Below are 26,440 nucleotides of genomic sequence, written 5' to 3' on the forward strand. Positions count from 1 at the left end.
GGTCTTCGGATACCCGTCCTACATGTCATACGGGTTTGGTCCGGTCCTCGTCGGCTGTATCAATCGGTGGTTCCGCCGCTCTGACTGACGACCGCCGCACCAGTGGGAGGACACGCCATGGCACCTCAGCGATTCCACGAGCAGTTCGACCAGATCCAGCGCTCCATGCCCGATGTCCCCCTGGCGATGGGGCCGGACGACTCCGCCGAGTTCTTCTACGAAAAGGGCGTCGTGCTGGCCCGCGACGGTGAAGAGGCACGGGCCGTCGAGGACACCGTGCGCGCGCACTTCACGGAGACCACCGGCCTGGTCGCGGACCATGTGCGCCGGGCGGGCCCGGCGGAGAACCGGACGGGCATCACCCGCATCCAGGTCGGCGACCCCGGCCACGGCGACCGCAGCGGCGACCGGGCGGTCGGGCACGCGCTGCGGGCCATGCGCGAGGCGGAGGGACGCCGGGGGCACCGGCTGATCAGCCGCAACCATGTGGTCTCGATCGCGGTCAATGCCTGTCCGGGCGACGAACCAGTACCCGCACCACTCACCCAGCCACCGAACCCGGCGACGGCCGAAACGCCGTACGACGAGGACACCGCCGTCGGAGTCCTCGTCATCGACACCGGCCTTATGCGCGACTACCGGTCCTACCCGCTGCTCACCCACACCGGAGGCGACGGCCAGATCAGGGAGACCGACGAGGCGGGTGTCCTCCAGCAGTACGTCGGCCACGGCACGTTCATCGCCGGGCTCGTCGCGGCCGTGGCGCCCAACACCGACGTCACCGTCCGCAACACCCTCAACGACGCGGGCGCCATCCTGGAGTCGGACTTCGGCACCAAGCTCTTCGAGGCCGTCGACCGGGGCGGCTGGCCCGACATCATCAGCCTCTCCGCGGGCACCTCCAACGGCCGCACCGACGGTCTGCTCGGCATCGACGCCTTCATGCGGGAACTGCGCGCCCAGGGCACCCTGTTGGTCGCCGCGGCCGGCAACAACGGCAGCGCCACCCCGTTCTGGCCCGCCGCCTACGCCTCCCTGCCCGACTACGAGGACGCCGTCCTGTCGGTCGGAGCACTGCGCGGCGACGGCGAGTTCGGCGCCTGCTTCAGCAACCACGGCTCCTGGGTGAAGGTCTACGCCCCCGGCGAGCGCCTCACCAGCTCCCTCACCGGCTTCGACGTACCCGTGCCGTATGTCTACCAGCACTCCACCTACGACGCCTGCCGGTTCGGCTTCACCTATGCCTGTACCTGCCAGTCCCCGCGCCACACCGGCGTGTTGAGCGAGGCGCGGGAGAGCACCTCGGCCAAGCCGGACCAGGTGATGTTCGAGGGGTTCGCGCAGTGGAGCGGAACGTCGTTCGCCACTCCGGTCGCGGCGGGGCTCGTCGCCGCCCAGATGACGGCGCACAAGGAGCGCGACCCGCGCGCGGCGCGCAAACAACTCCTGGAGAACAACACCGAGTACGCGGAAGTGCGCGGGGCGCACGTACCGGCCCTGCGCCCGGCGACCTGGCGCCCGGTCCCCGTCGTACGACTGGCACCTCCCGCGTGAGGGCCGGAACCCTCCCCTCCACGGCGTACGATGACATGCCGTACACGAGGGGTGAGGCCGTGGACCGATCAGAGGTCGGCGCGTTGGTCCAGTCTGCCGCCGTCGACGGTGACGCGGCTGCCTGGAAGGCGCTCGTTGAGGGGTTGAGCCCGCTGGTGTGGTCGGTCGTGCGCGCGCACCGGCTCTCGGACGCCGACGGCCACGAGGTGTACCAGACCGTGTGGTTCCGCTTCGCGCAGCACCTCGGCCGGATCCGGGAACCCGACAAGGCGGGGTCCTGGCTGGCCAGCACGGCGCGGCACGAGTGCCTGAAGGTGATCAGGGGCCTGACGCGGCTGATGCCGACCGACGATCCGCAGGTGCTGGACCGGGTCAGCGAGGACCGTACGCCCGAGCAGTCGCTGATCGACTCCGAGGAGGAGGCCGCGGAGGCCGAGCGCATCCGGTGGCTGTGGCAGGAGTTCGAGGAACTCGGCGAGCGCTGCAGGCAGTTGCTGCGGGTCCTGATGGCCTCGCCACCGCCTAGCTATGTCGAGGTGTCCGCCGCGCTGGGCATCGCGGTGGGCAGCATCGGACCGCTGCGTCAGCGCTGTCTGCGCAGGCTGAGGGCGCGACTGGACGCACGGGGGGCACGGTGAGCGGGATGAACGACGACATGAGCGGTGAGCTGAACGGCGGGGGCGACGACGGTCTTGCTCCGGACGAGGCGTTCGCGGATGCGGAGTTCGACGCCGAGTTCGATGCCGGACTCCTGGAGGAGGAACTGCGCCAGGCGGCCGCGATACTGGACCCGGTTCCGGCCGAGCTGCGCCAACTGGCCATCGAGGCCTATGCGTTGCACGACCTCGATGCCGGCATCGCCGAGCTGACCTTCGACTCCCTGGTCGACGCGATCCCGGTGAGGGGGGCGACGGACCCGCCGCGGATGCTGACCTTCTGCGCGGGCGAGTTGACCGTCGACGTCGAGGTCACCGGCGCGGGTCTGATGGGACAGGTGCTGCCGCCCCAGCAGGCGCGGATCGAGGTGCTCGGCGGCCTCCAGACGGCGGCCCAGGTCCCGGTGGACGCGATGGGCCGCTTCACCAGCGAAACACCCCCCGCGGGTCCGTTCGCCCTGCGCCTGCGCACCGGTGGAAACGTCATCGTGACGGAGTGGCTCAGGGCCTGACCCTGCCCGCCCCATCCGCGGACCCTGCCGTAGGGTCCGCGGTTCCCGCCAGGTGACCGGCAGGGTCCGCGGGCCACGGATCATCGTCTTGCGGCGCCAGGTCACCGCGTCGGCCCGGACCGCCAGACGCAGGCCCGGCAGGCGGTCCAGTGCTGCGTCGATCAGCAGTTCGGTCTGCAGCCTGCCGAGGACGGCGCCGGTGCAGTGGTGCGGGCCGTTGCCGAAGGCGAGGTGCGGGTTCGGATCGCGGTCGGGGTCGATGCGGTCCGGGTCGGGGAAGACCTCCGGGTCGCGATTGGCGGCCAGACAGGACATGTACACCGGCTCGCCCGCGCCGATCCGCACGCCCCGCACATCGACGTCCTCCAGGGCGATACGGGCCAGGCCCACGGTGCTGCGGTGCGGGATGTAGCGCAGCAGCTCGTCGAGGACGGCGGTGCGCGCTTCGGGACGCGTACGCATCCGCTCCAGCAATTCGGCGCGGGTGAGCATCAGGAACAGCATCTGGCCGCAGTTGTGGGTGACCGCCTCACCCCGATCTGCAGCGGACCCGCGAGGCCGGCCGCCTCCTCCTCGCCGATCCCGCCCCGGGCCACCGCGGCGCCGAGCAGCGAGTACACCGAGTCGTCGGTGTGGTCGGCGCGGGCCCGGATCGTCTCGGTGATCCACCCGTACAGGCCGTTCTTCGCCCGGTCGGCGGCCTCGGCCCCACCGGAGGTGGAGATGATCCGCCGCGTCCAGCCGTGCACCCGCTCCCGGTCGGCGGCGGGCACGCCCATGACCTCGCTGACCACGGCGATCGGAAAGGGCTCCAGCACCCGCTCGATCAGATCGGCCGGTGGCTCGTCCCGTACGACCCCGTCCATGATCTCGTCGAGGATCTCCCGCGCGCGGGGCCGCAGTCGCCGCATCGCCGCCGACGTGAACGCTCCGGTGATGGGCCCCGGCAGCCGGTTGTGGTCGGGCTGGTCGGCGAACGCCAGCGAACCCGGGCGCGGCTTGAAGTGTGGGGCCAGCCGGGTCACCTGACGCCGGGTCGCCTCGGCGCGACTGAACCGCGGATCGGCGGTGATCGCCCTGATGTCCTCGTAGCGGGTGGCCAGCCACGCCCAGCCGTCGCCGAACGGAAGGTGGATCCGGGTCAGCGGGCCCTTGCGCATGAGCTCCGCGAGGACCGGGTCGAACTCCGTCCCCGACAGGTCGAGGGCGGGCCAGTCCCGCACGGGCGGCGCCGCCCGGCCGATGACCGTGCCCCGCTGCGTGCCGGTGTCCTCCGTCATGCCCTCCACCCTGGTACGGGGGTCGGCGCCTGTCCTGCAGGAGTGCTCCAGGAGGAGTGCGGCACGAGGAGTCAGCCGCCGACGGCGACGCCGTCCACGCCGTCGACCAGGGCGGCCAGCGCCGACGCGAGCCGGGACAGCCCCGGCCCGGCAGGACCGCCGGGCTCCGTCATGTACGTGTCCCGGCGGATCTCCACCATCAGCGCCCCGACCCGCGGGTCCTTCCCGTAGAACTCCAGTGGTACGTAAGCCCCGCTGAAGGGGCTGTCGAGTCCCGTCTCCCCGCACCCGGCGAACGCCTCGCGGGCCAGTTCCGCGAGCCCGGTCGGCGTGTGGAAGGCGTCGGTGCCCACACAGACCGGCGGCCGTGGGCCCGCGCCGTGCAGCTCGTAGGGCAGCCGCTCGGTGGGGTAGGAGTGGACGTCGATCACGACGGCCCGTCCGGTGGCGGCGAGCCGGTCGCGCACCGCCTCGGTCATCGCCCGCGCGTACGGCCGGAAACAGCGGTCGAGCAGCGGCTCGGGGTCGGTGTCCTCGCGGCGCAGGGGAGCGCGGTGTGTGGTCCGGGTGTAGACGGCGCCCATCCCGACGGAGCGCATCTCCTCCCGCTCGTCCGGGAACCGCTCGGGGTCGACGACCAGCCGGGACAGCCGGTTGACGAACCGCCAGGGGGTGGCACCGGCCAGCTCCGCCGCGGCCCGTGCGATCTCGGCCGTGTGCGCGTCGACGATGTGGTCGAGCTCCCGCTCCAGCGCCGCGTCGTCCAGCACGATGCCCTCGCGCACGTCGGCCGGTATCTCCCGTGCGGAGTGCGGCACATGAAGGATCACCGGGGAGTTCTCGGCACCGGGCAGGAGCTCGAAGGACGGTGCGGCAGGGGTCATGGGCTGCTCCCGGGGCGTTGTCAGTGGCGTGCTGCATGATCGAAGGTGCCACATTCGAGCGACGACCAGAGGGCGGGGGCCGCATGCCCATCAGCAACGAGCAGGTGATCGCGCATCCGTTTCTGCGGGGCCTGTACCCGGGACGACCACTACCCGACCGGGTGGTGGACCGGGGCAGGGAGATCCTGCTGCGCCTGTGCGAGCGCATCGAGACGGAGTGTCCGGCGGACCTGGCCGCGCTGTACGTCCTGACCCAGGCGGCCACCAACGAGTTCAACGACCTGCAGGCCGAGTTCGAGGCGGCCGACAGCGACATCGAGACCGTGGCCCGCGAGGAGATAGCCGAGGACTTCGGGTTCGTCGCCGACGCGTACGGCTTCGCCGACGCGGATGTGGAGGAGCTGATCGCGACGCGGGACTGGTGAGCCTCTCCCAGGGGCGATCACCCGGAGCCGGTCGGCTGACGCTGAGGTACGTGACACGGGTGCCTCGGCGGATTCGCCATTGCTGTCCCGCACTTCCTGGGCCGGGGCCCAGCCGCCCGCGCAGCCCCCGGCCCCGCCTGGAAATGCCCCCGCCCCGGTCGGGGGTGCCGACCGGGGCGGGGTTCCTTACAGGGGCGGCTGGTGGGCCGCAGGCGTGACGCGTCAGCTCAGGGACGCGAGCGCCTCGTTCCACGTGGCCGACGGGCGCATGATCGCGTCCGCCTTGGCCTTCTCCGGCTTGTAGTAGCCGCCGATGTCGGCCGGGGAGCCCTGGACGGCGATCAGCTCGTCGACGATCTTCTGCTCGTTGGCGGCGAGCGTCTCGGCGATCGGGGCGAAGGCCTTGGCCAGGTCGGCGTCGTCGGTCTGCCGGGCCAGCTCCTGCGCCCAGTACAGGGACAGGTAGAAGTGGCTGCCGCGGTTGTCGATGCCGCCGACGCGACGGGTCGGGGACTTGTCCTCGTTGAGGAAGGTCGCCGTGGCGCGGTCGAGGGTGTCGGCGAGGACCTGGGCGCGGGCGTTGCCGGTGGTCTTGCCGTACTGCTCGAGGGCCGGGACCAGGGCGAAGAACTCACCGAGCGAGTCCCAGCGCAGGTAGTTCTCCTTGAGCAGCTGCTGGACGTGCTTCGGTGCGGAACCGCCGGCGCCCGTCTCGAACAGGCCGCCGCCCGCCATCAGCGGGACGACCGACAGCATCTTGGCGCTGGTGCCCAGCTCCAGGATGGGGAAGAGGTCGGTGAGGTAGTCACGCAGGACGTTGCCGGTCACCGAGATGGTGTTCTCACCGCGGCGGATGCGCTCCACCGACAGCTTGGTGGCCTCGACGGGGGACAGGATGCGGATGTCCAGGCCCTCCGTGTCGTGCTCCGGCAGGTAGGCCTTGACCTTGGCGATCAGGTTGGCGTCGTGCGCGCGGTTCTCGTCCAGCCAGAACACGGCCGGGTCGCCGGTGGCGCGGGCGCGGGTGACGGCCAGCTTCACCCAGTCCCTGATCGGGGCGTCCTTGGCCTGGCAGGCGCGGAAGATGTCGCCGGCGGAGACGGTCTGCTCCAGGACGACATTGCCGCCCTGGTCGACCAGGCGGACGGTACCCGTGGTCGGGATCTCGAAGGTCTTGTCGTGGGAGCCGTACTCCTCGGCCTTCTGCGCCATCAGACCGACGTTCGCGACGGAGCCCATGGTGGACGGGTCGTAGGCGCCGTTGGCCCGGCAGTCCTCGATGACGGCCTGGTAGACACCGGAGTAGGAGGAGTCCGGCAGCACCGCGAGGGTGTCGGCCTCCTGGCCGTCCGGGCCCCACATGTGGCCGGAGGTGCGGATCATGGCCGGCATCGAGGCGTCGACGATGACGTCGGACGGCACGTGCAGGTTGGTGATGCCCTTGTCGGAGTCGACCATCGCCAGGGCCGGGCCCTCGGCGAGCTCGGCCTCGAAGGATGCCTTGATCTCGGCGCCCTCCGGCAGGGCCTCGACGCCCTTGAGGATGCCGCCCAGACCGTCGTTCGGGGTCAGACCGGCCGCGGCGAACGTCTCGCCGTACTTCGCGAACGTCTTCGGGAAGAAGGCGCGCACCACGTGACCGAAGACGATGGGGTCGGAGACCTTCATCATTGTGGCCTTCAGGTGCACGGAGAACAGGACGCCCTCCGCCTTGGCGCGGGCGACCTGCGCGGTCAGGAACTCGCGCAGCGCGGCGACGCGCATCACGGAGGCGTCGACGACCTCGCCCTCGAGGACCGGTACCGACTCGCGCAGGACGGTGGTGGAGCCGTCGTCGCCCTTGAGCTCGATGCGCAGCGAACCGGCCTCGGAGATCACCACGGACTTCTCGGTGGAGCAGAAGTCGTCCGTGTCCATGGTCGCCACGTTGGTCTTGGAGTCGGGGCTCCAGGCGCCCATGCGGTGCGGGTGGGTCTTGGCGTAGTTCTTGACCGAGGCGGGGGCGCGGCGGTCGGAGTTGCCCTCGCGCAGGACCGGGTTGACCGCGGAGCCCTTGATCTTGTCGTAGCGGGCGCGGATCTCGCGCTCCTCGTCGGTCTTCGGGTCGTCCGGGTAGTCCGGCAGGGCGTAGCCCTTGCCCTGCAGCTCGGCGATGGCGGCCCTGAGCTGCGGGATCGACGCCGAGACGTTCGGCAGCTTGATGATGTTGGCCTCGGGGGTCCTGGCCAGCGCGCCCAGCTCGGACAGCGCGTCGGGGATGCGCTGGTCCTCGTTCAGGTACTCCGGGAACACGGCGATGATGCGCCCGGCCAGTGAGATGTCGCGGGTGTCGACCGCGACACCGGCCTGCGAGGCATACGCCTGGATCACCGGCAGGAACGAATGCGTCGCCAGGGCCGGGGCCTCGTCTGTGTAGGTGTAGATGATGGTCGAGTCAGTCACCGGGTGCTCCGCTCCACGTCTGCAACATTGCTCGACATCAAGATATCTCGTGACCGCCCCCGACTCGACAGGGGCCCGCGACTCGAAAGATCGGGGTCCGGGAGAGGAGCCATGCCGCTTCGGAGCGTACGGTCACCGCCCCACGGACCCCGCGAGCCTCCCGGCCGCTACTCGAAGGCGGCCGGGCTCGATGTCAGGTCGTCGGCGTTGCGCTGCTGCGGAATGACCACCGAGCCCTGCTGCAGCGCCACCGTCCGGGTGGGGGACGGGATGCGGATGCCCTCCTCGCGGTAGCGGCGGTGCAGGCGCTTGATGAACTCGTGCTTGATCCGGTACTGGTCGCTGAACTCGCCCACGCCGAGGATCACCGTGAAGCCGATCCGGGAGTCCCCGAAGGTGTGGAAGCGGATGGCGGGCTCGTGGTCCGGCAGTGCGCCGGTGATCTCGGTCATCGTCTCGGCGATGACCTCGGTCGTGACGCGCTCGACCTGGTCGAGATCGCTGTCGTAGCTCACGCCCACCTGCACCAGGATGGTCAGCCGCTGCTCGGGCCGGGTGAAGTTGGTCATGTTCGTCTTCGCGAGCTCCCCGTTGGGGACGACCACCAGGTTGTTGGAGAGCTGGCGGACGGTCGTCTGACGCCAGTTGATGTCCACGACGTACCCCTCCTCGCCGCTGCTCAGCCGGATGTAGTCGCCCGGCTGGACGGTCTTGGAGGCGAGGATGTGGATGCCCGCGAAGAGATTGGCGAGGGTGTCCTGGAGGGCCAGCGCGACCGCCAGACCACCGACACCCAGGGCGGTGAGCAGGGGCGCTATGGAGATGCCCAGCGTCTGCAGCACCACCAGGAAGCCGATCGCCATCACCAGCACCCGGGTGATGTTGACGAAGATCGTGGCCGAACCGGCGACGCCGGAGCGGGACTGGGTGACCGACTGCACCAGACCGGCGATCACCCGGGCCGCCGACACGGTCACCGCGAAGATGAGCAGCACCTGGAGGATCTGGTTGGTGTGGTGCTGGACCGTTCTGGTCAGCGGCAGCACCGCCGCCGCGGCGGCCGCACCGCCCGCGATCGCCGCCCAGGGCACGACGGTGCGCAGCGCGTCCACCATCACGTCGTCGCCGCTCCAGCGGGTCCGCTTGGCGTGCTTGGCCAGCCAGCGCAGCAGCGTGCGCGACAGGAAGGCCGCCAGCAGACCGGCCGCCAGGGCGACGCCGGCGAGGATCAGATCGTCCAGGGTCAGCGCACGGTTCACTGGTCACCTCCGGGTCGGGAAGCTGCGGCGGACGGGGCCGCCGACGGCCGGATGTGAAGTCTCGTCACGATGTCACCTGCTCGTTGCGGGGATGTGCGGTCGCACCGGGCCGTACGGCGTCGTCGACCGGCGCGACCGCTCATCCTGCCGTATCCGGCACGGGAGTTCGCACCCCGTCCGGCACCGAGGAGCAGACGACCCGTCCCGAACGGAGCGTCATCGGCACCGGGTTCGCAACACCCGCATCCCGCAGATCGCAGCTCACAACTCACAACTCACAACTCAGTGAACGAACCGTGCCGTCCCGTACCCCCGGCGAACCGTGCCGCGCCCTCCAACGCCTCCGCCAGGACGTCCGTTCCGTACCGGAGTTCACCCCGCATCGCCGTCGGCCCGTCCAGCCCGTCCTGGTCGAGGACCGAGGCCCGGTCGCCGCGCAGGCACGCCTGGGGGAAGCGGGCGACCGCCGCCGCCAGCTCCTCCGCCTCCTGGCGGGCCCGGCCCGTGGGCACGAGCCGGTTGGCCAGCCCGATGTCGTACGCCTCCCGGGCCGGTACCGGGCGGCCGGTGAGGATCATGTCCATCGCCCGGGAGGTGCCGATCAGCCGGGGCAGCCGTACCGTGCCGCCGTCGATGAGCGGGACGCCCCAGCGGCGGCAGTACACGCCGAACACCGCGTCCTCCTCCGCGACCCTGAGATCACACCACAGGGCGAGTTCCAGACCCCCGGCGACGGCGTGCCCGGCGACCGCCGCGATCACCGGCTTGGACAGCCGCAGCCGGGTCGGGCCCATCGGTCCGTCGCCGTCCTCCGCCACCCGGTTGCCCCGGTCCGTGCCCATCGCCTTCAGGTCCGCGCCCGCGCAGAACGTGCCGCCCTCACCCCACAGCACCGCCACCCGGGCGTTGTCGTCGGCCTCGAAGGCCCGGAAGGCCGCGGCGAGTTCCGCCGCCGTCGGGCCGTCCACGGCGTTGCGGACCTCCGGCCGGGACAGCACGACCGTGGTGATGTGATCCTTGCGCTCCAGACGTACGGGCACGGGTGACGCTCCTTCCTCGGGCGCCGCCCTCGGACGCCCCCTCGGGTCGAAGGAGCACTCTGCCTCAGATGACCTTCAGCCGCACCAGCGCGCCCAGCGTCAGGGCACCCGGTACCAGCGGCACCCAGACCGTGATGATCCGGTAGGCGAGCACCACCGCGGTGGCGACCGCCGCCGGGCCGCCCGCCGCCACCAGCGCCACGATCAGCGCCGCCTCCACGGAACCGAGGCCGCCCGGGGTGGGCACCAGCGCCACCGCGACCGTCGCGGCCAGATACGCCAGCGCCATGTGGGCGGGCGGCACCGGCAGCCCGAGGGCCTGCCCCACCGCGGCGAGACCGGCGGCCTGCAGCGCGGGAAACGCCAGGGAGCCGCCCCACAGGGCCAGCGCCCGGGTGGGCCGGGCGTGCACCGACCGGGCCTCGCCCAGCGCGGTGCGCAGGAAGGAGTGCACGGCCCTGCGCAGCCGTCGTACGAACATGAGCGCGCACGCCGCGACCAGCAGCAGGGCACCGGCGCCGAGGAGCAGCGGGCCCAGGGTCCCGTGCGGCAGCAGGGTGCCGAGCCGCAGCGCGTCCGGAAAGGCGATCAGCAGGGCCGCCAGCAGGGACAGCCGGCCGACGCTCTCCGCCAGGAGATACAGCGCGAGCGCCGACGAGGAACGGGCGAGCGGAACGCCGCACACCGTCATGAACCGCAGATTCACGGCGCTCGCGCCCAGCCCGGTGGGCAGCAGGTGGTTCGCCGCGCCCGCCGCGAACTGCGTGGCCAGCAGCCGCCGTTTCGGCAGCGCCTGCACCACCGCGCCCTGCCGGGTGATCGCGGCGGCCACCCAGGTCAGACAGGTGGCACCGCCCGCCGCCAGCAGCCACGGCCAGGAGGCCGTCCGCAGATGACCGAAACCCTCGGCGAGCACGGAGCGGTGCCGCACCGCGGCCACGGTGACGAGCACGAGCGGCACCAGGCACAGGACCTGGCGGACGGGGACGCGTCGGGGGAACCGTCCCTGGGGGAGCTGGGGAAGTTGTACCGCTGTCACATCCGGAGAGGTTTTCCGTGCCGTGCCAACGGCGGGTGGCCGAATCGCGGACGGCGGCTTACGGACGGAAAGCGGCTGAGGGGGGAGAGTCATCGGGGCCTTAGAGCGGGGGGATGTCCATCGGGCATTGACCTCAACGAAGCTTGAGGTCTTACGTTCTCTCCCATGAGCATGGAGACCACAGCCTGGACACAGCTGCACAGCGTGATGACCGCCCAGCAGGAGCGCCGCCCGTTCGCGCGGGCCACGCTGCGCCGCATCGCCGCGTTCGCCCGCCCGCACCGCCGCCGCATCGTGTGGTTCGTGCTGCTCGGCGTGGTGACCGCGCTGCTCGCCGTCGCGACCCCCGTGCTCGCCGGACGCGTCGTGGACGCGATCGTGTCGCACGGCGAGCCGGGCAGGGTCGTCCGCCTCGCGCTGCTCATCGCGCTGATCGCGGTGGCCGAGGCGGCGCTCGGCATTCTCGGCCGGCGGCTGTCGGCGACGCTCGGGGAGGGACTCATCCTGGACCTCCGGACGGCTGTGTTCGATCATGTGCAGCGCATGCCGGTCGCGTTCTTCACACGCACTCGTACGGGAGCGCTCGTCAGTCGTCTCAACAACGATGTGATCGGCGCGCAGCGGGCGTTCAGCAACACGCTCTCGGGCGTGGTCAGCAATGTGGTCACGCTGCTGCTCACCCTGGTCGTCATGCTCACCCTGTCCTGGCAGATCACGCTGCTGGCGCTGGTGCTGCTCCCGGTGTTCGTGATCCCCGCGCGCCGGATGGGCAGCCGGATGGCCCGTATGCAGCGGGAGGCGGCGGCGCTCAACGCGGCGATGGGCACCCGGATGACCGAGCGCTTCTCGGCCCCCGGCGCCACCCTGGTCAAGCTGTTCGGCCGCCCGGAGGAGGAGTCGGCCGAGTTCGCGGCCCGCGCCGCCCGGGTGAGGGACATCGGCATCCGTACGGCGACCGCCCAGACGGTGTTCATGACCGCGCTGACCCTGGTGTCCTCGCTGGCCCTCGCCCTGGTGTACGGCCTGGGCGGCTGGTACGCCCTGCGCGGCAGCCTGCAACCGGGCGCGGTCGTGTCGCTGGCGCTGCTGCTGACCCGGCTGTACGCGCCGCTCACCGCGCTCGCCGGGGCCCGCGTCGAGGTGATGAGCGCGATGGTCAGCTTCGAGCGGGTCTTCGAGGTGCTCGACCTGAAGCCGCTGATCGAGGAGCGACCGGACCCGGAGGAAGTGCCCGAGGGGCCGGTGGCGGTCGAGTTCGAGGACGTCCGCTTCGGCTACCCGTCCGCCGACAAGGTCTCCCTGGCCTCCCTGGAGGAGGTCGCCACCCTCGACACCCGCGGTGGCGCCGAGGTCCTGCACGGGGTCTCCTTCCGCGCCGAACCCGGGCAGACGGTCGCCCTGGTCGGTTCCTCCGGCGCCGGGAAGTCCACGATCGCCGCCCTGCTCCCGCGCCTGTACGACGTCGACGAGGGCGCCGTCCGCCTCGGCGGCACCGACGTACGCGATCTGAGCGCCGCCGCGCTGCGCGCCACCCTCGGCATGGTCACCCAGGACGGCCACCTCTTCCACGACTCCGTCCGCGCCAACCTCCTGCTGGCCCGCCCCACGGCCACCGACGAGGAACTGTGGGAGGCACTCGGCCGCGCCCGCCTCGACGACGTCGTACGGTCCCTGCCCGACGGCCTGGACACGGTGGTCGGGGAACGCGGCTACCGCCTCTCCGGGGGCGAGCGCCAGCGCATGACCATCTCCCGCCTGCTGCTGGCCCGCCAGCGCGTCGTCATCCTCGACGAGGCCACCGCCCATCTGGACAACACCTCGGAGGCGGCCGTCCAGGAGGCCCTGACCGAGGCGCTGGCCGATCGGACCGCCGTCGTCATCGCCCACCGCCTGTCCACGGTCCGAGCGGCGGACGTGATCCTGGTCGTCGAGGCCGGCCGCATCGTGGAGCGGGGCACGCACGAGGAGCTCCTGGCGGCCGGCGGCCGCTACGCGGAACTGCACCGCACCCAGTTCGAGAAGCAGGCCGCGGAGGTCACGACGCCCTGAACGGCAACCGGGTCGAGCCGGCCCGCGCCGTAACGGATGCGGGCCTGCAGCTCGTTGGGCGCCTCGGACGGGGCCGCACACTCGTGGCAGTGCCCTGCCGTGTCGCCCGGCGCCCGCTCGGACAGCCGCTCCGTCGAGGTGCAAGCCGTAGCCGGTCGGTACCCACCAGGCCGACCGTGTGCCGGTCGACTCCCATGAAGGCCCAGGCCCAGGCACGGCGCCACGCGCGGATGCCCTGGCCGGCCTGCCGCCGCCGAGCGGCCGACGGACGGATCGTGCCGGCCGCGGACGTGTCCCACTGGCTTCGGCCGGGCGCCCCCACCCGCGACGAGCGGCTCTTCTGCCACGTCCATGGACGCGGAAACCGCAGCAGCGACCGGCTCGGGCCCGGCCGGCACCCCGGACATGGCCGCCGACGGCCTGCCCTCGGTGGAGGACCGCACGGCCGGGTCCGCGGGCCGCGCCGGTCAGCCGCCGAACGTCGGTGTCGCCTGCTCCGCCCAGATGACCTTGCCGTCCTTGGTGTAGCGCGTGCCCCAGCGCTTGGCGAACCGGGCCACGAGGAAGAGGCCCCGTCCGCCCTCGTCCGTGCTGGCCGCGTAGCGCAGATGCGGCGAGGTGCTGCTGTGGTCCCAGACCTCGCAGATGAGCGCGCGGTCGCGAATCAACCGCGCCTTGATCGGTCCTGTGGCGTGGCGCATGGCGTTGGTGATCAGTTCGCTGCAGATCAGCTCCGTGGTGTCCACGAGGTCCTCCAGCTCCCACTCCATGAGCCGGGCGGAGACAGCCGCGCGTACGCGGCGAACGGCGGCAGGGTCGCACTCCACGTCCCACTCGGCGACGTGCCCGGGCCCCAGCACCCGCGTACGGGCGACGAGCAGCGCGATGTCGTCGCTCTGGAGCTCCGGGAGCAGGGCGTCGAGCACGGCGTCGCAGGTCTCCTCGGGCGACCGGTCCGCGCACGCCAGCGTCTCGCGCAGCAGCCGGAGCCCGGTGTCGACGTCCAGGTCGCGGCGCTCGACGAGGCCGTCGGTGAACAGGACGAGCCTGCTGCCCTCGGCCAGACGCAACTCGGCGCACTCGAAGGGCAGTCCGCCGATGCCGAGGGGAAGGCAGGACGGCACGTCCAGGAACTCCACCGTCCCGTCGGGCTGTATGAGCGCGGGCGCCAGGTGGCCGGCGCTGGCGATGGCACAGCTGCCGGACACGGAGTCGTAGACCGCGTACAGGCAGGTGGCGCCGGTGACGGTGGTCCGGTCGCCGGCCGCGATCGCGTCCTGGTCGATGAGGGTGACCAACTCGTCGAGATGGCTGAGGAGTTCGTCGGGCGGCAGGTCCAGGGGGGTGGAGAAGTTGTGCACGGCGGTGCGCAGCTGCCCCATGGTGGCCGCGGCATGCAGTCCGTGCCCGACGATGTCGCCCATGACCAGCGCCACCCTGGCGCCCGGCAGCGGGATGACGTCGAACCAGTCGCCGCCGACCGCCTGCGCGGGGAGGTAACGGGAAGCGACCTCGACGGCGTTCTGTTCGGGCAGCGCGCGGGGCAGCAGTCTCCGCTGCAGTGCCACGGCCAAGCCGTGCTCGCGGGTGTAGCGGCGTGCGTTGTCGAGGGACACGGCGGCTCGGGTGGCCAGTTCGGCCGCTAGGGAGAGATCGTCCTGATCGAAGGGCTCGGGCTTCTCCGAGCGCCAGAAGTGGACGACGCCCAGCAGCACGCCACGGGCGGACAGCGGTGCCGTGATGAGCGAATGGATCCCGTAGTCGATGATGCGGGAGCCCCGCGCGGGGTCCACCTCCTGCCATCGCGTGGCATCGCGCAGACGAGGCACCAGGACCGCCTGCCCGCTCTCGGCGCTGTGGGCCTGAGGCGAGGACGGCCCGTAGGCGATCAGGTCGCCGACGGTGAAGAAGGGAGCGTCGTCGCGGATACCGCTGACGGCCGCGCGCCGCATCCGCTTACTGCCGGTGCCCATGCCGTTCATCGCCGGTTCCTCGTCGCTCAGCACGGACTCGGCCAGGTCGACGGTGACGTAGTCGGCGAAGCGCGGAACCGCGACCTGCGTCAGCTCTTCGGCTGTACGGGTCACATCGAGGGTGGTGCCGATGCCGCCGGTCGCGTCGTAGAGCAACTTCAGCCGCCACCGGACCAGCTCGACCCTCTGCGAGGCCTCGCCGATCATCTCCATCACTTCATCGGTGCCGACCTCCTCCTCTCCGGCCACCGCGGCGACCGCAAGCCGCGCGGACGCGGTACCCACCGAACCGGCGAGCTGGGCTTCCGCGTGATGGACGAGCTCCGGCGGCGCTTCGGCTGCCAGCGAGTCGGGCCTCCTTCCAGAGTAGGAGCGCAACGCCCGCTGGGCGCCCTCCCGCCCGAGGAAGCGCTCCAGCAGGGTCTGCAGTTCGCCGACCGTGGCACGGACCTGCCAGCGCCGCTCCCTGACAGGCTCTTCGAGGATTTCGACGAACTGTTCCGCCTGTGCCCGCTCGGCGGCGTCCGGTCGGTCCACGAGGGAGACCGCGACATACGCGCCGAAGTTCAGCAGTGCACTCCAGAACATCGCATGGCTGATCGGGTCCATCCCCGACATGCCGAACAGCTGCTGCGGCCGGAGCAGCCCAATGCCGAGCGGGCCCTCCCGCAAGAAGGAAGGAGACAGCAACCCGGCATCGGCGAAGGTCGGCAGCACCAGGGTGTACGCCCACACGGCGAACCCCGCCACCAGGCCGGCCAGCACGCCCCGGCGGGTACCGCCCTTCCAGAACAGGCCGCCCAGGATGGCGGGCGCGAACTGTGCCACAGCCGCGAACGACACCAGGCCGATCGACACCAACGCCGTCTGCTCGCCCGCAACCCGAAAGTACGCGTACCCGAGCAGCAGGACCAGCACGATGGTCGCCCGGCGAATGCCCAGCACCAGCCCGGCGAGGTTGTCCCGGTGCGCGAGCCGGGACTTGCTGCGCAGCAGCAGCGGCATCACGAGTGAGTTGGACACCATGGTGCTGAGTGCGGTCGTCTCGACGATGACCATGCTGGTGGCCGCGCTGAGGCCGCCGATGAAGACGAGCAGTGCGAGTGCCTGCTGGCCTCCGGCCATCGGCAGGGTCAGCACATAAGTGTCGGCGTCGACGCCCTTTCCGAACCGCAGAAGCCCGCCGGCCGCGATCGGAAGTACGAAGATGCTGATCGCGAGTAGGTACAGCGGGAACAGCCACATCGCCCGTTTGAGGTGCCTCTCGTCGACGTTCTCGACAACGCTGATCTGCCACTGCCGGGGCAGCAGCACGATCGCCAGCATGGACAGCACCGTGAGCCAGACCCACATGCCGTAGCCGGTCTGCTCGCGCAGCGTGAACAGGGTGGTGAGACCGGCGTCCGCGGCCCGGGAGAACAGGTCGTGGAGCCCCCCGAACATCCAGAAGGTCACAAAAATCCCGGCCGAGAGGAACGCCACGAGCTTGACGACGGACTCGAACGCGATGGCGGCGACCATGCCCTCGTGGCGTTCGGTGGCGTCCAGATGACGGGTGCCGAAGACGATGGTGAACGCGGCGAGCACCAGCGCCGCGTACAACCCGGTGTCCTGGAACAACGGGATATGGCTCAGCTTCGGGACGGAGGTGACCTCGGGGTGCCGCCGAATGATCGCAAAGGTGATGGAGACCGCCTTGAGCTGCAGCGAGATGTAGGGAACAACCCCCACCACAGCGATGATCGTCACCAGACACCCCAGCGCGGTGCTCTTGCCATAGCGGGCCGAGACGAAGTCGGCCAGCGAGGTGACCCGGTGCCGGTGGCTTATCCGGATGATTCTGCGCAGCACCAGCCAGCCCAGCGCGAGCATGAGCGTCGGCCCCAGGTAGATCGGCAGGAAGCCGACTCCAGCCCTGGCGGCCCAGCCCACGCTGCCGTAGTACGTCCACGAGGTGGCGTACACGCCGAAGGACAGCGCGTAGATCGTGGCATTGTTGATGATGCTCCGACCGGAATCCGCCCGCCGGTCACCATAGAAGGCCACAGCGAAGAGCAGGCCGAGGTACCCGGCCGAAACAGCGACGACGAACCAGGTCTGGAGCACGGCCTACCTCGATCTGCCGCCGATCACGGCGACCAGACCGATCACGATCGCCCAGACGAGAAACAGGTAAGCCGCGAGAACGGGGACGCCGAGGACCTGGCCCATGTGATCGAACCGCGCCAAGAACGGTGGAACGATCAGCACGAACCCCACCGCCGCTACGGCCGTCAGGCGCAGACAGAGCTGCTCGTCGTCTCGCGACTCCGCCATGAGCCGCCTCCACATCCTCGATGTCAGGCTTTGCGACGTGCGCCCGAATTTGGCCGATGTCATACCGCGGCGTCGATCGGCGCCGTAGTGACGCGCCCTCTGCTCAGTTCAACACGGCACCGAGACGCCCGCCACCTCGCTACCGTCCACTTCACCAACGCACCCGGTCCGTGTCGGTGCCCGTTCACCGCACACCTGATGGGCGACGGGGACCGCCCCAGCTAGCCGGAGACGGCCTTCGCCCAGCCCTGGTTGACCGTCTCCCTCGCCTTCTCCAGTTGCGCGTCCGTCGGGAACTGCGGTGTTCCCTCGACCGTCGGCAGTCGTGCAGCGGCTGCCTTGTCGAGGGTGCCGTCCCGCCCCATGGCGTCCATGAGTACTGGGCGGGCAAAGGCGCGCAGCCGGAGGTTCTGGCCCTCTGGGCTGAAGAGGTACTCCTGCCACAGCCGGGCAGCCGCCGGGTGCGGGGCGTTCTTGTTGATCGCCAGGGCGAGATACTGGGCGAAGCTGCCGTCGAAGGGGATCGCGACCTGCCAGTTCACGCCTTTGTCGCGGAGTTGGTCGGTGTAGTGGAGGTTGATGTAGTCCCAGTTGATGCTGATGGGGGTCCGGCCGTCCTCGACCGTTGCCGAGTTGGAGTTGAGGGGGTTGAAGTTGCCGTTCCTCTTGAGTTCGGCGAAGAAGTCGAGACCGGGCTGGATGTCGTCGAACGACCCGCCGTTCGCCAGCGCGGCCGCGTAGACGCTGTCGAAGGCGGTCGCCGACCGTGGCGGGTCGCCTTCGAGCGCCACCATGCCCTTGTGATCGGGCTTCAGAAGATCGGCGAACGTTGCCGGGCAGACCTTGACCCGGTTGGCGTCGCAGCCGATGGAGATGTAGCCCCCGTAGTTGTTGTACCAGCGGGCCTTCGAGTCCTTCTGATTGCCGGGAATCGCATCGTAAGCGGCTACTTTGTACGGCGCGAGCAGATTCCGCGCCGCGGCGTTTCGCGCGAACGTATCGCCCACGTCGATCACGTCGGGTGCTGTCGGTCGGTTCCCGCTCTTCCTCAGGGCGTCGATCTCGTCCTCGCTGTGGCCCAGCGGATCCTCGACCGTGACCCTGATCCGGTACTTCTTCTCGAAGCCGTCGATCAGGCCGCCGTAGTTGGCCCAGTCACGCGGCAGCGCGATCGCTCTGAGCGTGCCCTCCTGTTTCGCTGCGGAGATCAGTGCGCGCATGCCGCCCACGTTCTCGGCGGACGTAGCCACTGACGGCTCCGCCGGTGTGGCGGGCGGTGTGTTCTCGCAAGCGCTCAGGCCCAGTGCCACGAGAGCGAAGCAGCCGAAGACCGCCGCTGCTCGGGCACACGGTGTGGTCACGACTGCTCCCGGGCGTGGGGTGTGAGGTGGTCACCTCAAGCGGCTGCCGACAGCACTACTGGGCCCGGATCGGCCGTCCTTCGGCTGTGCCTCCCGGCTTCCTCGGGTCCACTGCGCCGACGAAGTGGTCATAGAGGTCAGGGTACCCGGCCGCCTCGATGGCGGAATGTCGACCGGAAGCGTGCGATCAGCATCTTTACCCGGCTGGACGAGGGCTCCGTACGCCCCGAGCCGCAGCCGCACCCATGCGGGCGCGCGGGCGTGCACGACGGTGGAGGGACGGAACGCACGCGCTCACCTCACAGCGCCGTGTCGTCCCATTGGCCGAGCAGGACCTCGTCGAGTCCTTCCGCCTCCGGCGTGGCGCCGCCGTGGAGGGACTGTTCGGCCCAGATGACTTTGCCGGTGGGCGTGTAGCGGGTCCCCCAGCGTTCGGAGAACCGGGCCACCAGGAAGAGCCCGCGGCCGCCTTCGTCGGTGACTTTCGCCCGGCGCAGCCGTGGCGAGGTGCTGCTGCCGTCGGAGACCTCGAAGATCAGGCTGCCCGCGCCGGGGGTGCTGATCGGCACGGTGCGCAGCAGCCGGACGGCGATGGGCTCGGCGCCGTAGCGGATGGCGTTGGTGATCAGCTCGCTGAGGACGACTTCGGCGGTGAAGGCGACCTGCTCCAGCCCCCAATCCGTCAGCCGACGGGCGCAGGCGGTGCGCACCGGGGCCACCGCCGCCGGGTCACGGGGCACGTCCCACTCGGCGACCTGCTCCGGTCCGAGTCGGTGCGTGCGGGCCACCAGCAGCGCGATGTCATCCCTGGGCCGGTCGGACAGCATGGCCTCCATCACCGCCGCGCAGGTGGCCTCCGGCGTGAGGCTCGGCCCTGTCAGAGCATCGCGCAGAGCCTCCAGACCGACGTCCGGGTCTCGGACGCGGTCCTCGATCAGTCCGTCGGTGTAGAGCACCAGTCGGGAACCCTCGGGCACGGTGAGCTCGGCGGTCTCGACTGGCAGGCCGGCTCCGAGTCCCAGGGGCGGGGAGACGGGCAGCTGAGGGAAGTAGACGGTCCCGTCGGGCCGGACCACCGCCGGTCCCGGATGGCCGGCGGTGGCGACGGCCAGTCGCCCGGAAGTGGGGTCATAGACGGCGTATTGGCAGGTCGCCCCGGTGATCATCCCCTGTCCGTCCTCCGCGGCGACCTCCTCGGCGTCGATCTGCGCCACCAGCTCGTCCAGTCGGCCCAGCAGCTCCTCCACGGGCATGTCCAGGCCGGCGAAGTTGCGCACAGCGGTGCGCAGTCGGCCCATGGTCGCCGCGGCGTGCAGACCGTGGCCGACGACATCGCCCACGACCAGTGCCACCCGGGTACCGGACAGCGGGATGACGTCGAACCAGTCCCCGCCCACCCCGCTCCGGGCCGGCAGGTAGCGGTAGGCCACGTCGAGGGCGGACTGCTCGGGCAGCCCGCGTGGCAGCAGGCTGTGCTGCAGGGTGACGGCCATGGCGTGTTCGCGGGTGTAGCGGCGGGCGTTGTCGATGCACACAGCCGCCCGGGCGGCCAGCTCCTCGGCGAAGGACACGTCGTCGTCCTCGAACGACGGGGAGCCCTTCGCACGCCAGAAGTCCACCGCTCCCAGCACCACGCCGCGGGCCCGCAACGGAACCACGAGCATCGAGTGGATGCCGTGGTCGAGGATCCGCCGGGCACGTTCGGGGTGCTGGTCCCGCCAGCCGTCGGAGGCGCTCAGTTCCCCGACCAGGACCGGCCTGCCGTCGGCCATCGCCGTGGAGACGGGGTGGCCCGGGACGAACCGGATCAGCTCGCCGACGGGGTGGAGGAGATGGTCCTCCTCCAGACCGGCGACGGCGCTGCGGCGCAACTCGGTGATCCCGGCGGTCGCACCGGAGGACTCCTCGCCGCGCAGGACCGGGTCCAGCAGTTCGACGGTGACGATGTCGGCGAACCGGGGCACCGCCACCTCGGCCAGTTCCTCGGCCGTGCGCTTCACATCGAGCGTGGTGCCGATCCGCAGCCCGGCGTCGTAGAGCCAGTTCAACCGTTCGCGCGCCACCTCCGCCCGGCCGGAGAGGGCCCGCAGCTCGGTGGTGTCCCGGAGCGTCACCACGCTGCCGACCGGTCCGTGAGGTGCGGTGAGCCGCTTGCTGACCGCGAGCAGCCGGTCGGCCGCCAGGTGCACCTCGTCGGTTGCGGGGCGGTCGGAGGCCAGCAGCCCGGCGAGGTCCTCGTCCAGGCCCAGATCGGTGATGTCTCGCCGCTCCGCGTCCGCCGGCAGGTCCAGGAGCCGTCGTGCCTCGTCGTTGGCCAGCAGCAGCCGGCCGTCCCCGCCGATGATCAGCACTCCTTCCCGCACCGCGTGCAGCACCGCGTCGTGGTGCTCGTACATCCGGGTCATCTCAGCCGGCCCCAGCCCGTGGGTCTGCCGTCGCAACCGTCGGCTCACCAGGCCCGACCCGCCTGCGGCGACGACGAGGGCCATGACGGCGCCGCCGAAGAGGACCGGCAGCTGTGTGTTCAGCCTGTGCTGCACCTTCTCGACCGTGACGGGCACGGCGACGATGGCGACGACCGAGCCGTCAGGGCCCCTGACGGGGACCGCCGAGATCACGGAGAGCCCCAGGGACCCCTGGAAGGTACTCGTGAAGGGCTTGCCCGTCGCCGCCTGCGCGTAAGGCCCGATGGTGTGTTTCCCGATCTGACGGGGGTCGCTGTGGGTGAGAGTGATCCCGTTCAGTCCGTACACGATGATGGCGTCGACGCCTGCGGCCTTCCGGGCCGCTTCCGCGCGCGGTTCCAGCACCGCGGTCGGGTTCGCGCTGTTGAGCGCCGGCACGATCCCCGCGGAGTTCGCGAACGTCTGCGCCGCGGTGAGCGTCCGGTGGCGGGCGTCCGCCATGACGTCGCGTCGTGCCTGCACCACGAGGGCCACCAGGGCGGCGGCGACGAGCAGCACCACGATCGCCAGCTCGAGCAGGAAGACCTGGCCGGCGAGGCTGTGCACGCTCAGCAGCGAGCCGGACCGCCATGCCCCTCCCCCCTGACGGGGCCGACCGGGCCGATGAGTCCTCATGGACGCATCAGGCGCATCACGTCCGGATTGATCCGAAACTTCCCTCATGTAAACCTTTCTATCGTTTATGGGTGCTCGACCACCAAGCGACCGAGACGGACCGGTCCACGCAGGGACGGCGACGAGCGCATCAGCCCTCCCGGGTTCCCGCAGTCAGGCACGACCCCTGATGTCTTGTCCGAGCTCGCTTGGTGATGTCATTCGGTACAGCGCGGCGAGGTCGGGCAGGCGGGGCCGGTGCCGAGGACCGTGAGGGGCGGCCGACGTCGGCCCTGATGCGCACCGACAGTGATGCGCGCACCCACCTGCTGTCAGGGGAAATCCGCCCGCCGACCGCTTGATCTCGAAGGCCGTGTCTACGTGATGCAGGCGTACTCGCACATCGTGGACGACACCCTCACCGTGGACGCGCTGTCTGGGCTGGGGGATCGACTGCAGTTGCCGACTGGATGGGCGTACCGCACGGAGATCCCGGAGTGCGCCCTCGTACTGCGGACCGCGGCAGGAGAGGCTCACATCCTCCAGGGCGAGTTGGAGAACACCTACATGCTCCTGACCCGCTGAGGTGCTCTCAGGCCGCCTGCGGTGTCTCGCCCCGGCTGTTTGTGTCAGCGCGTGCCGGTCTACGAACCACGCCCCTGTTGTTGATTACGGCCTCCTGTGGCCCACCGACCGCGTGACAACTGTGGTCCAAGCCGTGGTGAGTCGGCGGCTGGGTCCAGCGCTGCGCGTTCTCGCGGAGATGGACGCGGCGTCAGAAAGTTCAGCAACGGGTCGGTGTGAGCCCTCAGACACGTGGTGACTGCTGACCGGACATGCGAAACGATGTAGCCTCCGAAGGCCGCCCTTGACCTGCAAAAGCAGGCAGGGAGCAGACAAACCGGGAGTTACTCCGTGCTTCGTACCATGTTCAAGTCCAAGATCCACCGGGCTACCGTCACCCAGGCCGACCTGCACTACGTGGGATCGGTGACCATCGACGCGGATCTGCTCGACGCGGCCGATCTGCTGCCCGGTGAGCTGGTGCACATCGTCGACATCACCAACGGCGCCCGGCTGGAGACGTACGTCATCGAGGGCGAGCGCGGCAGCGGTGTCATCGGGATCAACGGTGCGGCCGCCCACCTCGTCCACCCCGGTGACCTGGTGATCATCATCAGCTACGCCCAGGTGACCGACGCCGAGGCGCGGGCGCTGGAGCCGCGGGTGGTGCACGTCGACCGGGGCAACCGGATCGTCGCCCTCGGGGCCGACCCGTCCGAGCCGGTGCCGGGCTCGGACCAGGAGCGCAGCCCGCAGGCCGTCACGGCCTGACCGGCGGGACCGGCGGACGGACGACCAGGAGCGTGCGTGGCCATGAGTGACATCGGGATCCGGGACGACCGGGCGGCGGGCCGCCTGGAAGCCGTCGGCGACGGGGAAGTGGTCGGCCGGATCGAGTACTTCGTCTTCGAGTCTCCCGGGCGCGCCCTGGTTCCCGTCCACACGATCGTGGAACCGGCCCACGAGGGGAAGGGCATCGCCGGCTCCCTGGCCCGCGAGCTGTACGCCCTCGCCGAGCGCGAGCGCGAGAGGGAGTGACCGTGGTTCCCCTGTGCCCGTACGTCGCCCAGTGGGCCGAACGCCACCCCGACGTGGCCCCGACGCCCGATCCCGGGCTGCGGCGGGCCGCGCAGGAGTGGCTGGTGGCGCATCCGGGCCGGTTCTGATGCCCGCGTCGCTCGCTCTTCTGCACACCTCACCCGTGCACGTCCCCGTCTTCGACGCCCTGCGCGACGAGCACCACCAGGGCCTGGAACTACGGCACTTCGTCGACGAAGGCCTGCTGGAGCGGGCCCGGCGGGACGGTCCGGAGGCGGTGGCGCCGGAGGTCGGTGCCCTGGTGCAGCGGGCCGTCGCCGACGGGGCACGGGCCGTGCTGTGCACCTGCTCGACCATCGGCGCGGTCGCGGAGGCGGCCGCCGCCGGGGCGGGGGTGCCGGTGCTGCGCGTCGACCGGCCGATGGCCGCCGCGGCCGTGGCGGCGGGCTCCCGCGTCGTCGTCCTGGCCGCTCTGCGGAGCACGCTCGGCCCGACCGCGGCCCTGGTGGAGGAGGAGGCCCGCCGGGCGGGGCGTGACGTCACCGTGCGCACCCTGCTCGTCGAGGACGCCTGGGCCCGCTTCGAGGCCGGCGACGACGAGGGGTACGTACGCCGGGTCGCGGCCGCCGCCGACGCCGTCACCGGCGCCGACGTGATCGTCCTGGCCCAGGCCTCGACGGCCCCGGCCCAGCGGCTGACGACGACCGCGCTCGCGGTGCTGTCGAGCCCCCGGCCGGGCCTGGCGGCGGGGGCCGCGGCGGTCTGCTCGAACTCCTGAGCAAGGCCACCCGGGCCCCCGCGTTGCCGCCCACGGGTGAGTGGCGGAGCGGGCGTCGGGTAGGTGGGGGATGAGTCCAGAGGCGATGTCGAGCGACTGGCCGGAGGACACCATGACAACCCCCTATCCGGAACCCGTCGGGCCCGGGCCCACCCCCGGCCCGGACCCCCAGCAGCCGGAGCCGCCGCCCAACCCGGTCCCGGCCCCCGAACCACCGCCGGCTCCCCAGCCGCCGCCCCCGGAGCCCCCGCCCGGCCCCCGGCCGACCCCGCCCCCGGAGCCGTCCCCGTCGCCGATCCCCCCGGGCCCCGAACCGGTCCCGAACCCCGAACCGGGCCCACCGCTCACCCGAAACACACCCGGCCCCTGAAACGCACCCGGCCCCACGCCCCGAAGGGGGCACGGGGCCGGGACGACGTAGGGCCGCGCCGGGCGGTCCCTACGCGGACACCTCCGACCGGTCCCCGCCCCACAGCGTGTGGAAGGAGCCGTCCCGGTCCACCCGCCGGTAGGTGTGCGCACCGAAGAAGTCCCGCTGCCCCTGCGTGAGGGCGGCGGGCAGGCGCTCGGCGCGCAGCCCGTCGTAGTAGGCGAGGGCCGCGGCGAAGCCCGGGGTCGCCACGCCCTGGCGGGTGGCGGCGATCAGGACCTCGCGCCAGTCGTCCTGGGCGGCCGCGATCTCCTGCGCGAACGTCTCGTCGGAGAGCAGGCTCGGCAGGTCGGGCCGGGCGTCGTAGGCGGCGCGGATACGGTCCAGGAAGGCCGCGCGGATGATGCAGCCGCCGCGCCAGATCGAGGAGACCGCGCCGAGGTCGATGTTCCAGTCGTACTCGTCGCTGCCCGCGGCGATCTCGTGGAAGCCCTGGGTGTACGACACGATCTTCGAGGCGTACAGCGCCTGCTCCACCCGGTCGGCGAAGGCCGCCGCTTCCGACTCGGACAGTGCCGTGGGCTTCGGCCCGGCAAGGCCCCGCGAGGCCTCGCGCAGCGCCGCGTGACCGGACAGCGAGCGGGCGAAGACCGCCTCCGCGATTCCGGAGACCGGGACGCCGAGGTCGAGGGCGATCTGGACGGTCCAGCGGCCGGTGCCCTTCTGCTCGGCCTGGTCCACCACGACGTCGACGAAGGGCTTGCCGGTCGCCGCGTCCACGTGCGACAGGACCTCCGCCGTGATCTCGATCAGATAGGAGTCCAGACGGCCCGTGTTCCAGGTCCGGAAGATGTCCGCGATCTGCGCGGGGGAGTACCCGGCGACATCGCGCAGCAGCTGGTAGGCCTCACCGATCAGCTGCATGTCGGCGTACTCGATGCCGTTGTGCACCATCTTCACGAAGTGACCGGCGCCGTCCGGGCCGACGTGCGTGACGCAGGGCGCGCCGTCCGCCGCCTTCGCGGAGATCTTCTCCAGCATCGGGCCGAGCGAGTCGTACGACTCCTTCGGGCCGCCCGGCATGATGCTCGGCCCGTGCAGCGCGCCCTCCTCACCGCCGGAGACGCCCATGCCCACGAAGTGGATGCCCTGCTCGCGCAGCGCCCTCTCACGGCGGCGGGTGTCCGCGAAGTGCGCGTTGCCACCGTCGATGATCATGTCACCGGGCTCCAGCAGCGGGGCGAACTCCTCGATCACCGCGTCCGTCGGGCCGCCGGCCTTGACCATGATGACCAGGCGGCGCGGCCGCTCGAGGGCCGCCACGAACTCCTCGGCGGTCTCGGCCTTGATGAAGTCCCCCTCGTTCCCGAACTCCTCCACCAGCGCCTTCGTCCGCGACACCGTACGGTTGTGCACGGCGACCGTGTAGCCGTTGCGTGCGAAGTTCCGCGCGAGGTTGCGGCCCATGACCGCGAGACCCGTGACGCCGATCTGCGCTGAAGTGCTCATACCGCCTGCTCCTCAAAGATCCGGTGGATCCGCTGGATCCTGCAAAACAACAAGGGTGGTGCCGGGCGTGCTCGTCAGGACTGTCCTCTGACATTGTCATTGCCCGGCGACGTTTCCCTGCGACCATCCTGACGTGCCGGTACGGCGACCGCACATCCGACCCGCCAGGCTTGAGTACGCACGGAAGGTGCCCAGCGCCTCAGCCGGTTCGGCCGATCCGGCCAACGAGGGCCGATTCCTGGCCACTTGCGGTGACCGGTGGCCCGATTGCCGTCTTGTCATGGCCTGTTCGCAGCGCATACTTTTGCCCCTCCTGACGCATGTCGAGGGGG

At 71.0% G+C, this 26,440-nt stretch carries 17 protein-coding genes and 3 pseudogenes; 9 read left to right on the forward strand and 11 right to left on the reverse strand.

Annotated elements, in window-relative coordinates; translation table 11 throughout:
• The first annotated feature begins 117 nt into the window (after positions 1-117).
• Genes N8I87_RS35225 through N8I87_RS35235 form a run of 3 tightly spaced genes read left to right on the forward strand, consistent with a single transcriptional unit; the run spans position 118 to position 2,722 of the window.
• The gene (locus N8I87_RS35225; RefSeq protein ID WP_263214850.1) at positions 118-1,554 is read left to right on the forward strand and encodes a S8/S53 family peptidase; all 1,437 of its coding nucleotides are present in this window, start codon (positions 118-120) and stop codon (positions 1,552-1,554) included.
• Positions 1,555-1,589: 35 nt separating this feature from the next.
• Positions 1,590-2,192 (forward strand): RNA polymerase sigma factor, encoded by a 603-nt coding sequence (locus N8I87_RS35230; protein ID WP_263214852.1) that lies wholly within the window; start codon positions 1,590-1,592, stop codon positions 2,190-2,192.
• A 5-nt stretch (positions 2,193-2,197) separates the two neighbouring features.
• Entirely contained in the window at positions 2,198-2,722 is a 525-nt protein-coding gene (locus tag N8I87_RS35235) for a hypothetical protein (protein ID WP_263216813.1), read from the forward strand.
• Positions 2,723-2,770: 48 nt separating this feature from the next.
• Here N8I87_RS35235 and N8I87_RS35240 read toward each other — a convergent pair.
• Both N8I87_RS35240 and N8I87_RS35245 read right to left on the reverse strand, forming a co-directional pair.
• Positions 2,771-4,002: pseudogene (locus tag N8I87_RS35240) on the reverse strand (cytochrome P450); the annotation flags it as partial.
• Positions 4,003-4,073: 71 nt separating this feature from the next.
• On the reverse strand, positions 4,074-4,886 hold the full coding sequence (locus N8I87_RS35245) for an N-formylglutamate amidohydrolase (RefSeq protein ID WP_263214853.1): 813 nt from the start codon (positions 4,884-4,886) through the stop codon (positions 4,074-4,076).
• A gap of 83 nt (positions 4,887-4,969) precedes the next feature.
• Between N8I87_RS35245 and N8I87_RS35250 the strand changes: the two genes are divergently transcribed.
• Positions 4,970-5,311 carry a DUF5713 family protein gene (locus N8I87_RS35250; protein WP_263214854.1) on the forward strand — a complete coding sequence of 114 codons (342 nt, stop codon included), beginning with the start codon at positions 4,970-4,972 and terminating at the stop codon, positions 5,309-5,311.
• Between the two features lie 222 nt (positions 5,312-5,533).
• Here the strand turns inward: N8I87_RS35250 and N8I87_RS35255 are convergent, their stop codons facing one another.
• The 4 genes from N8I87_RS35255 to N8I87_RS35270 form a co-directional block, all read right to left on the reverse strand.
• Positions 5,534-7,753 (reverse strand): NADP-dependent isocitrate dehydrogenase, encoded by a 2,220-nt coding sequence (locus tag N8I87_RS35255; RefSeq protein WP_263214855.1) that lies wholly within the window; start codon positions 7,751-7,753, stop codon positions 5,534-5,536.
• A 167-nt stretch (positions 7,754-7,920) separates the two neighbouring features.
• Positions 7,921-9,012 carry a mechanosensitive ion channel family protein gene (locus N8I87_RS35260; RefSeq protein WP_263214856.1) on the reverse strand — a complete coding sequence of 364 codons (1,092 nt, stop codon included), beginning with the start codon at positions 9,010-9,012 and terminating at the stop codon, positions 7,921-7,923.
• 275 nt (positions 9,013-9,287) lie between these two features.
• Entirely contained in the window at positions 9,288-10,052 is a 765-nt protein-coding gene (locus tag N8I87_RS35265; protein ID WP_263214857.1) for a crotonase/enoyl-CoA hydratase family protein, read from the reverse strand.
• A 64-nt stretch (positions 10,053-10,116) separates the two neighbouring features.
• Complete coding sequence (locus tag N8I87_RS35270; RefSeq protein WP_263214858.1) at positions 10,117-11,091, reverse strand: lysylphosphatidylglycerol synthase transmembrane domain-containing protein; 975 nt, start codon at positions 11,089-11,091, stop codon at positions 10,117-10,119.
• A gap of 171 nt (positions 11,092-11,262) precedes the next feature.
• On the opposite strand from N8I87_RS35270, the gene N8I87_RS35275 reads away from it, so the two are divergent.
• Positions 11,263-13,140, forward strand: coding sequence for an ABC transporter ATP-binding protein (locus N8I87_RS35275; protein WP_263216814.1), 1,878 nt, complete (start codon positions 11,263-11,265; stop codon positions 13,138-13,140).
• 467 nt (positions 13,141-13,607) lie between these two features.
• Here N8I87_RS35275 and N8I87_RS35280 read toward each other — a convergent pair.
• The 4 genes and pseudogenes from N8I87_RS35280 to N8I87_RS35295 all read right to left on the reverse strand — a co-directional run.
• Positions 13,608-15,305: pseudogene (locus N8I87_RS35280) on the reverse strand (SpoIIE family protein phosphatase); the annotation flags it as partial.
• Between the two features lie 1,917 nt (positions 15,306-17,222).
• Positions 17,223-17,429, reverse strand: a complete 207-nt coding sequence (locus N8I87_RS35285) for a hypothetical protein (RefSeq protein ID WP_263214859.1) — start codon at positions 17,427-17,429, stop codon at positions 17,223-17,225.
• Between the two features lie 221 nt (positions 17,430-17,650).
• Positions 17,651-18,790: an ABC transporter substrate-binding protein gene (locus N8I87_RS35290; RefSeq protein ID WP_411577321.1), complete on the reverse strand. Its 1,140-nt coding sequence runs from the start codon at positions 18,788-18,790 to the stop codon at positions 17,651-17,653.
• Positions 18,791-19,089: 299 nt separating this feature from the next.
• Positions 19,090-21,870 (reverse strand): SpoIIE family protein phosphatase, encoded by a 2,781-nt coding sequence (locus tag N8I87_RS35295; protein ID WP_263214860.1) that lies wholly within the window; start codon positions 21,868-21,870, stop codon positions 19,090-19,092.
• A gap of 360 nt (positions 21,871-22,230) precedes the next feature.
• On the opposite strand from N8I87_RS35295, the gene N8I87_RS35300 reads away from it, so the two are divergent.
• The 4 genes and pseudogenes from N8I87_RS35300 to N8I87_RS35315 all read left to right on the forward strand — a co-directional run bounded on the left by N8I87_RS35300 (position 22,231) and on the right by N8I87_RS35315 (position 24,229).
• On the forward strand, positions 22,231-22,434 hold the full coding sequence (locus N8I87_RS35300) for a hypothetical protein (protein WP_263214861.1): 204 nt from the start codon (positions 22,231-22,233) through the stop codon (positions 22,432-22,434).
• A 330-nt stretch (positions 22,435-22,764) separates the two neighbouring features.
• The gene (gene panD / locus N8I87_RS35305) at positions 22,765-23,184 is read left to right on the forward strand and encodes an aspartate 1-decarboxylase (RefSeq protein ID WP_263214863.1); all 420 of its coding nucleotides are present in this window, start codon (positions 22,765-22,767) and stop codon (positions 23,182-23,184) included.
• A gap of 42 nt (positions 23,185-23,226) precedes the next feature.
• A pseudogene (locus N8I87_RS35310) lies at positions 23,227-23,579 on the forward strand (GNAT family N-acetyltransferase).
• Positions 23,579-24,229, forward strand: coding sequence for an aspartate/glutamate racemase family protein (locus tag N8I87_RS35315; RefSeq protein WP_263214865.1), 651 nt, complete (start codon positions 23,579-23,581; stop codon positions 24,227-24,229). The pseudogene N8I87_RS35310 and the gene N8I87_RS35315 overlap by 1 nt, the downstream one beginning before the upstream one ends.
• Positions 24,230-24,668: 439 nt before the next feature.
• Here N8I87_RS35315 and gnd read toward each other — a convergent pair whose 3' ends face one another.
• Positions 24,669-26,108: an NADP-dependent phosphogluconate dehydrogenase gene (gene gnd / locus N8I87_RS35320; protein WP_263214867.1), complete on the reverse strand. Its 1,440-nt coding sequence runs from the start codon at positions 26,106-26,108 to the stop codon at positions 24,669-24,671.
• Positions 26,109-26,440: the final 332 nt, after the last annotated feature.

The organism is Streptomyces sp. HUAS 15-9 (genome assembly GCF_025642155.1).
Taxonomy (GTDB): Bacteria; Actinomycetota; Actinomycetes; order Streptomycetales; family Streptomycetaceae; genus Streptomyces.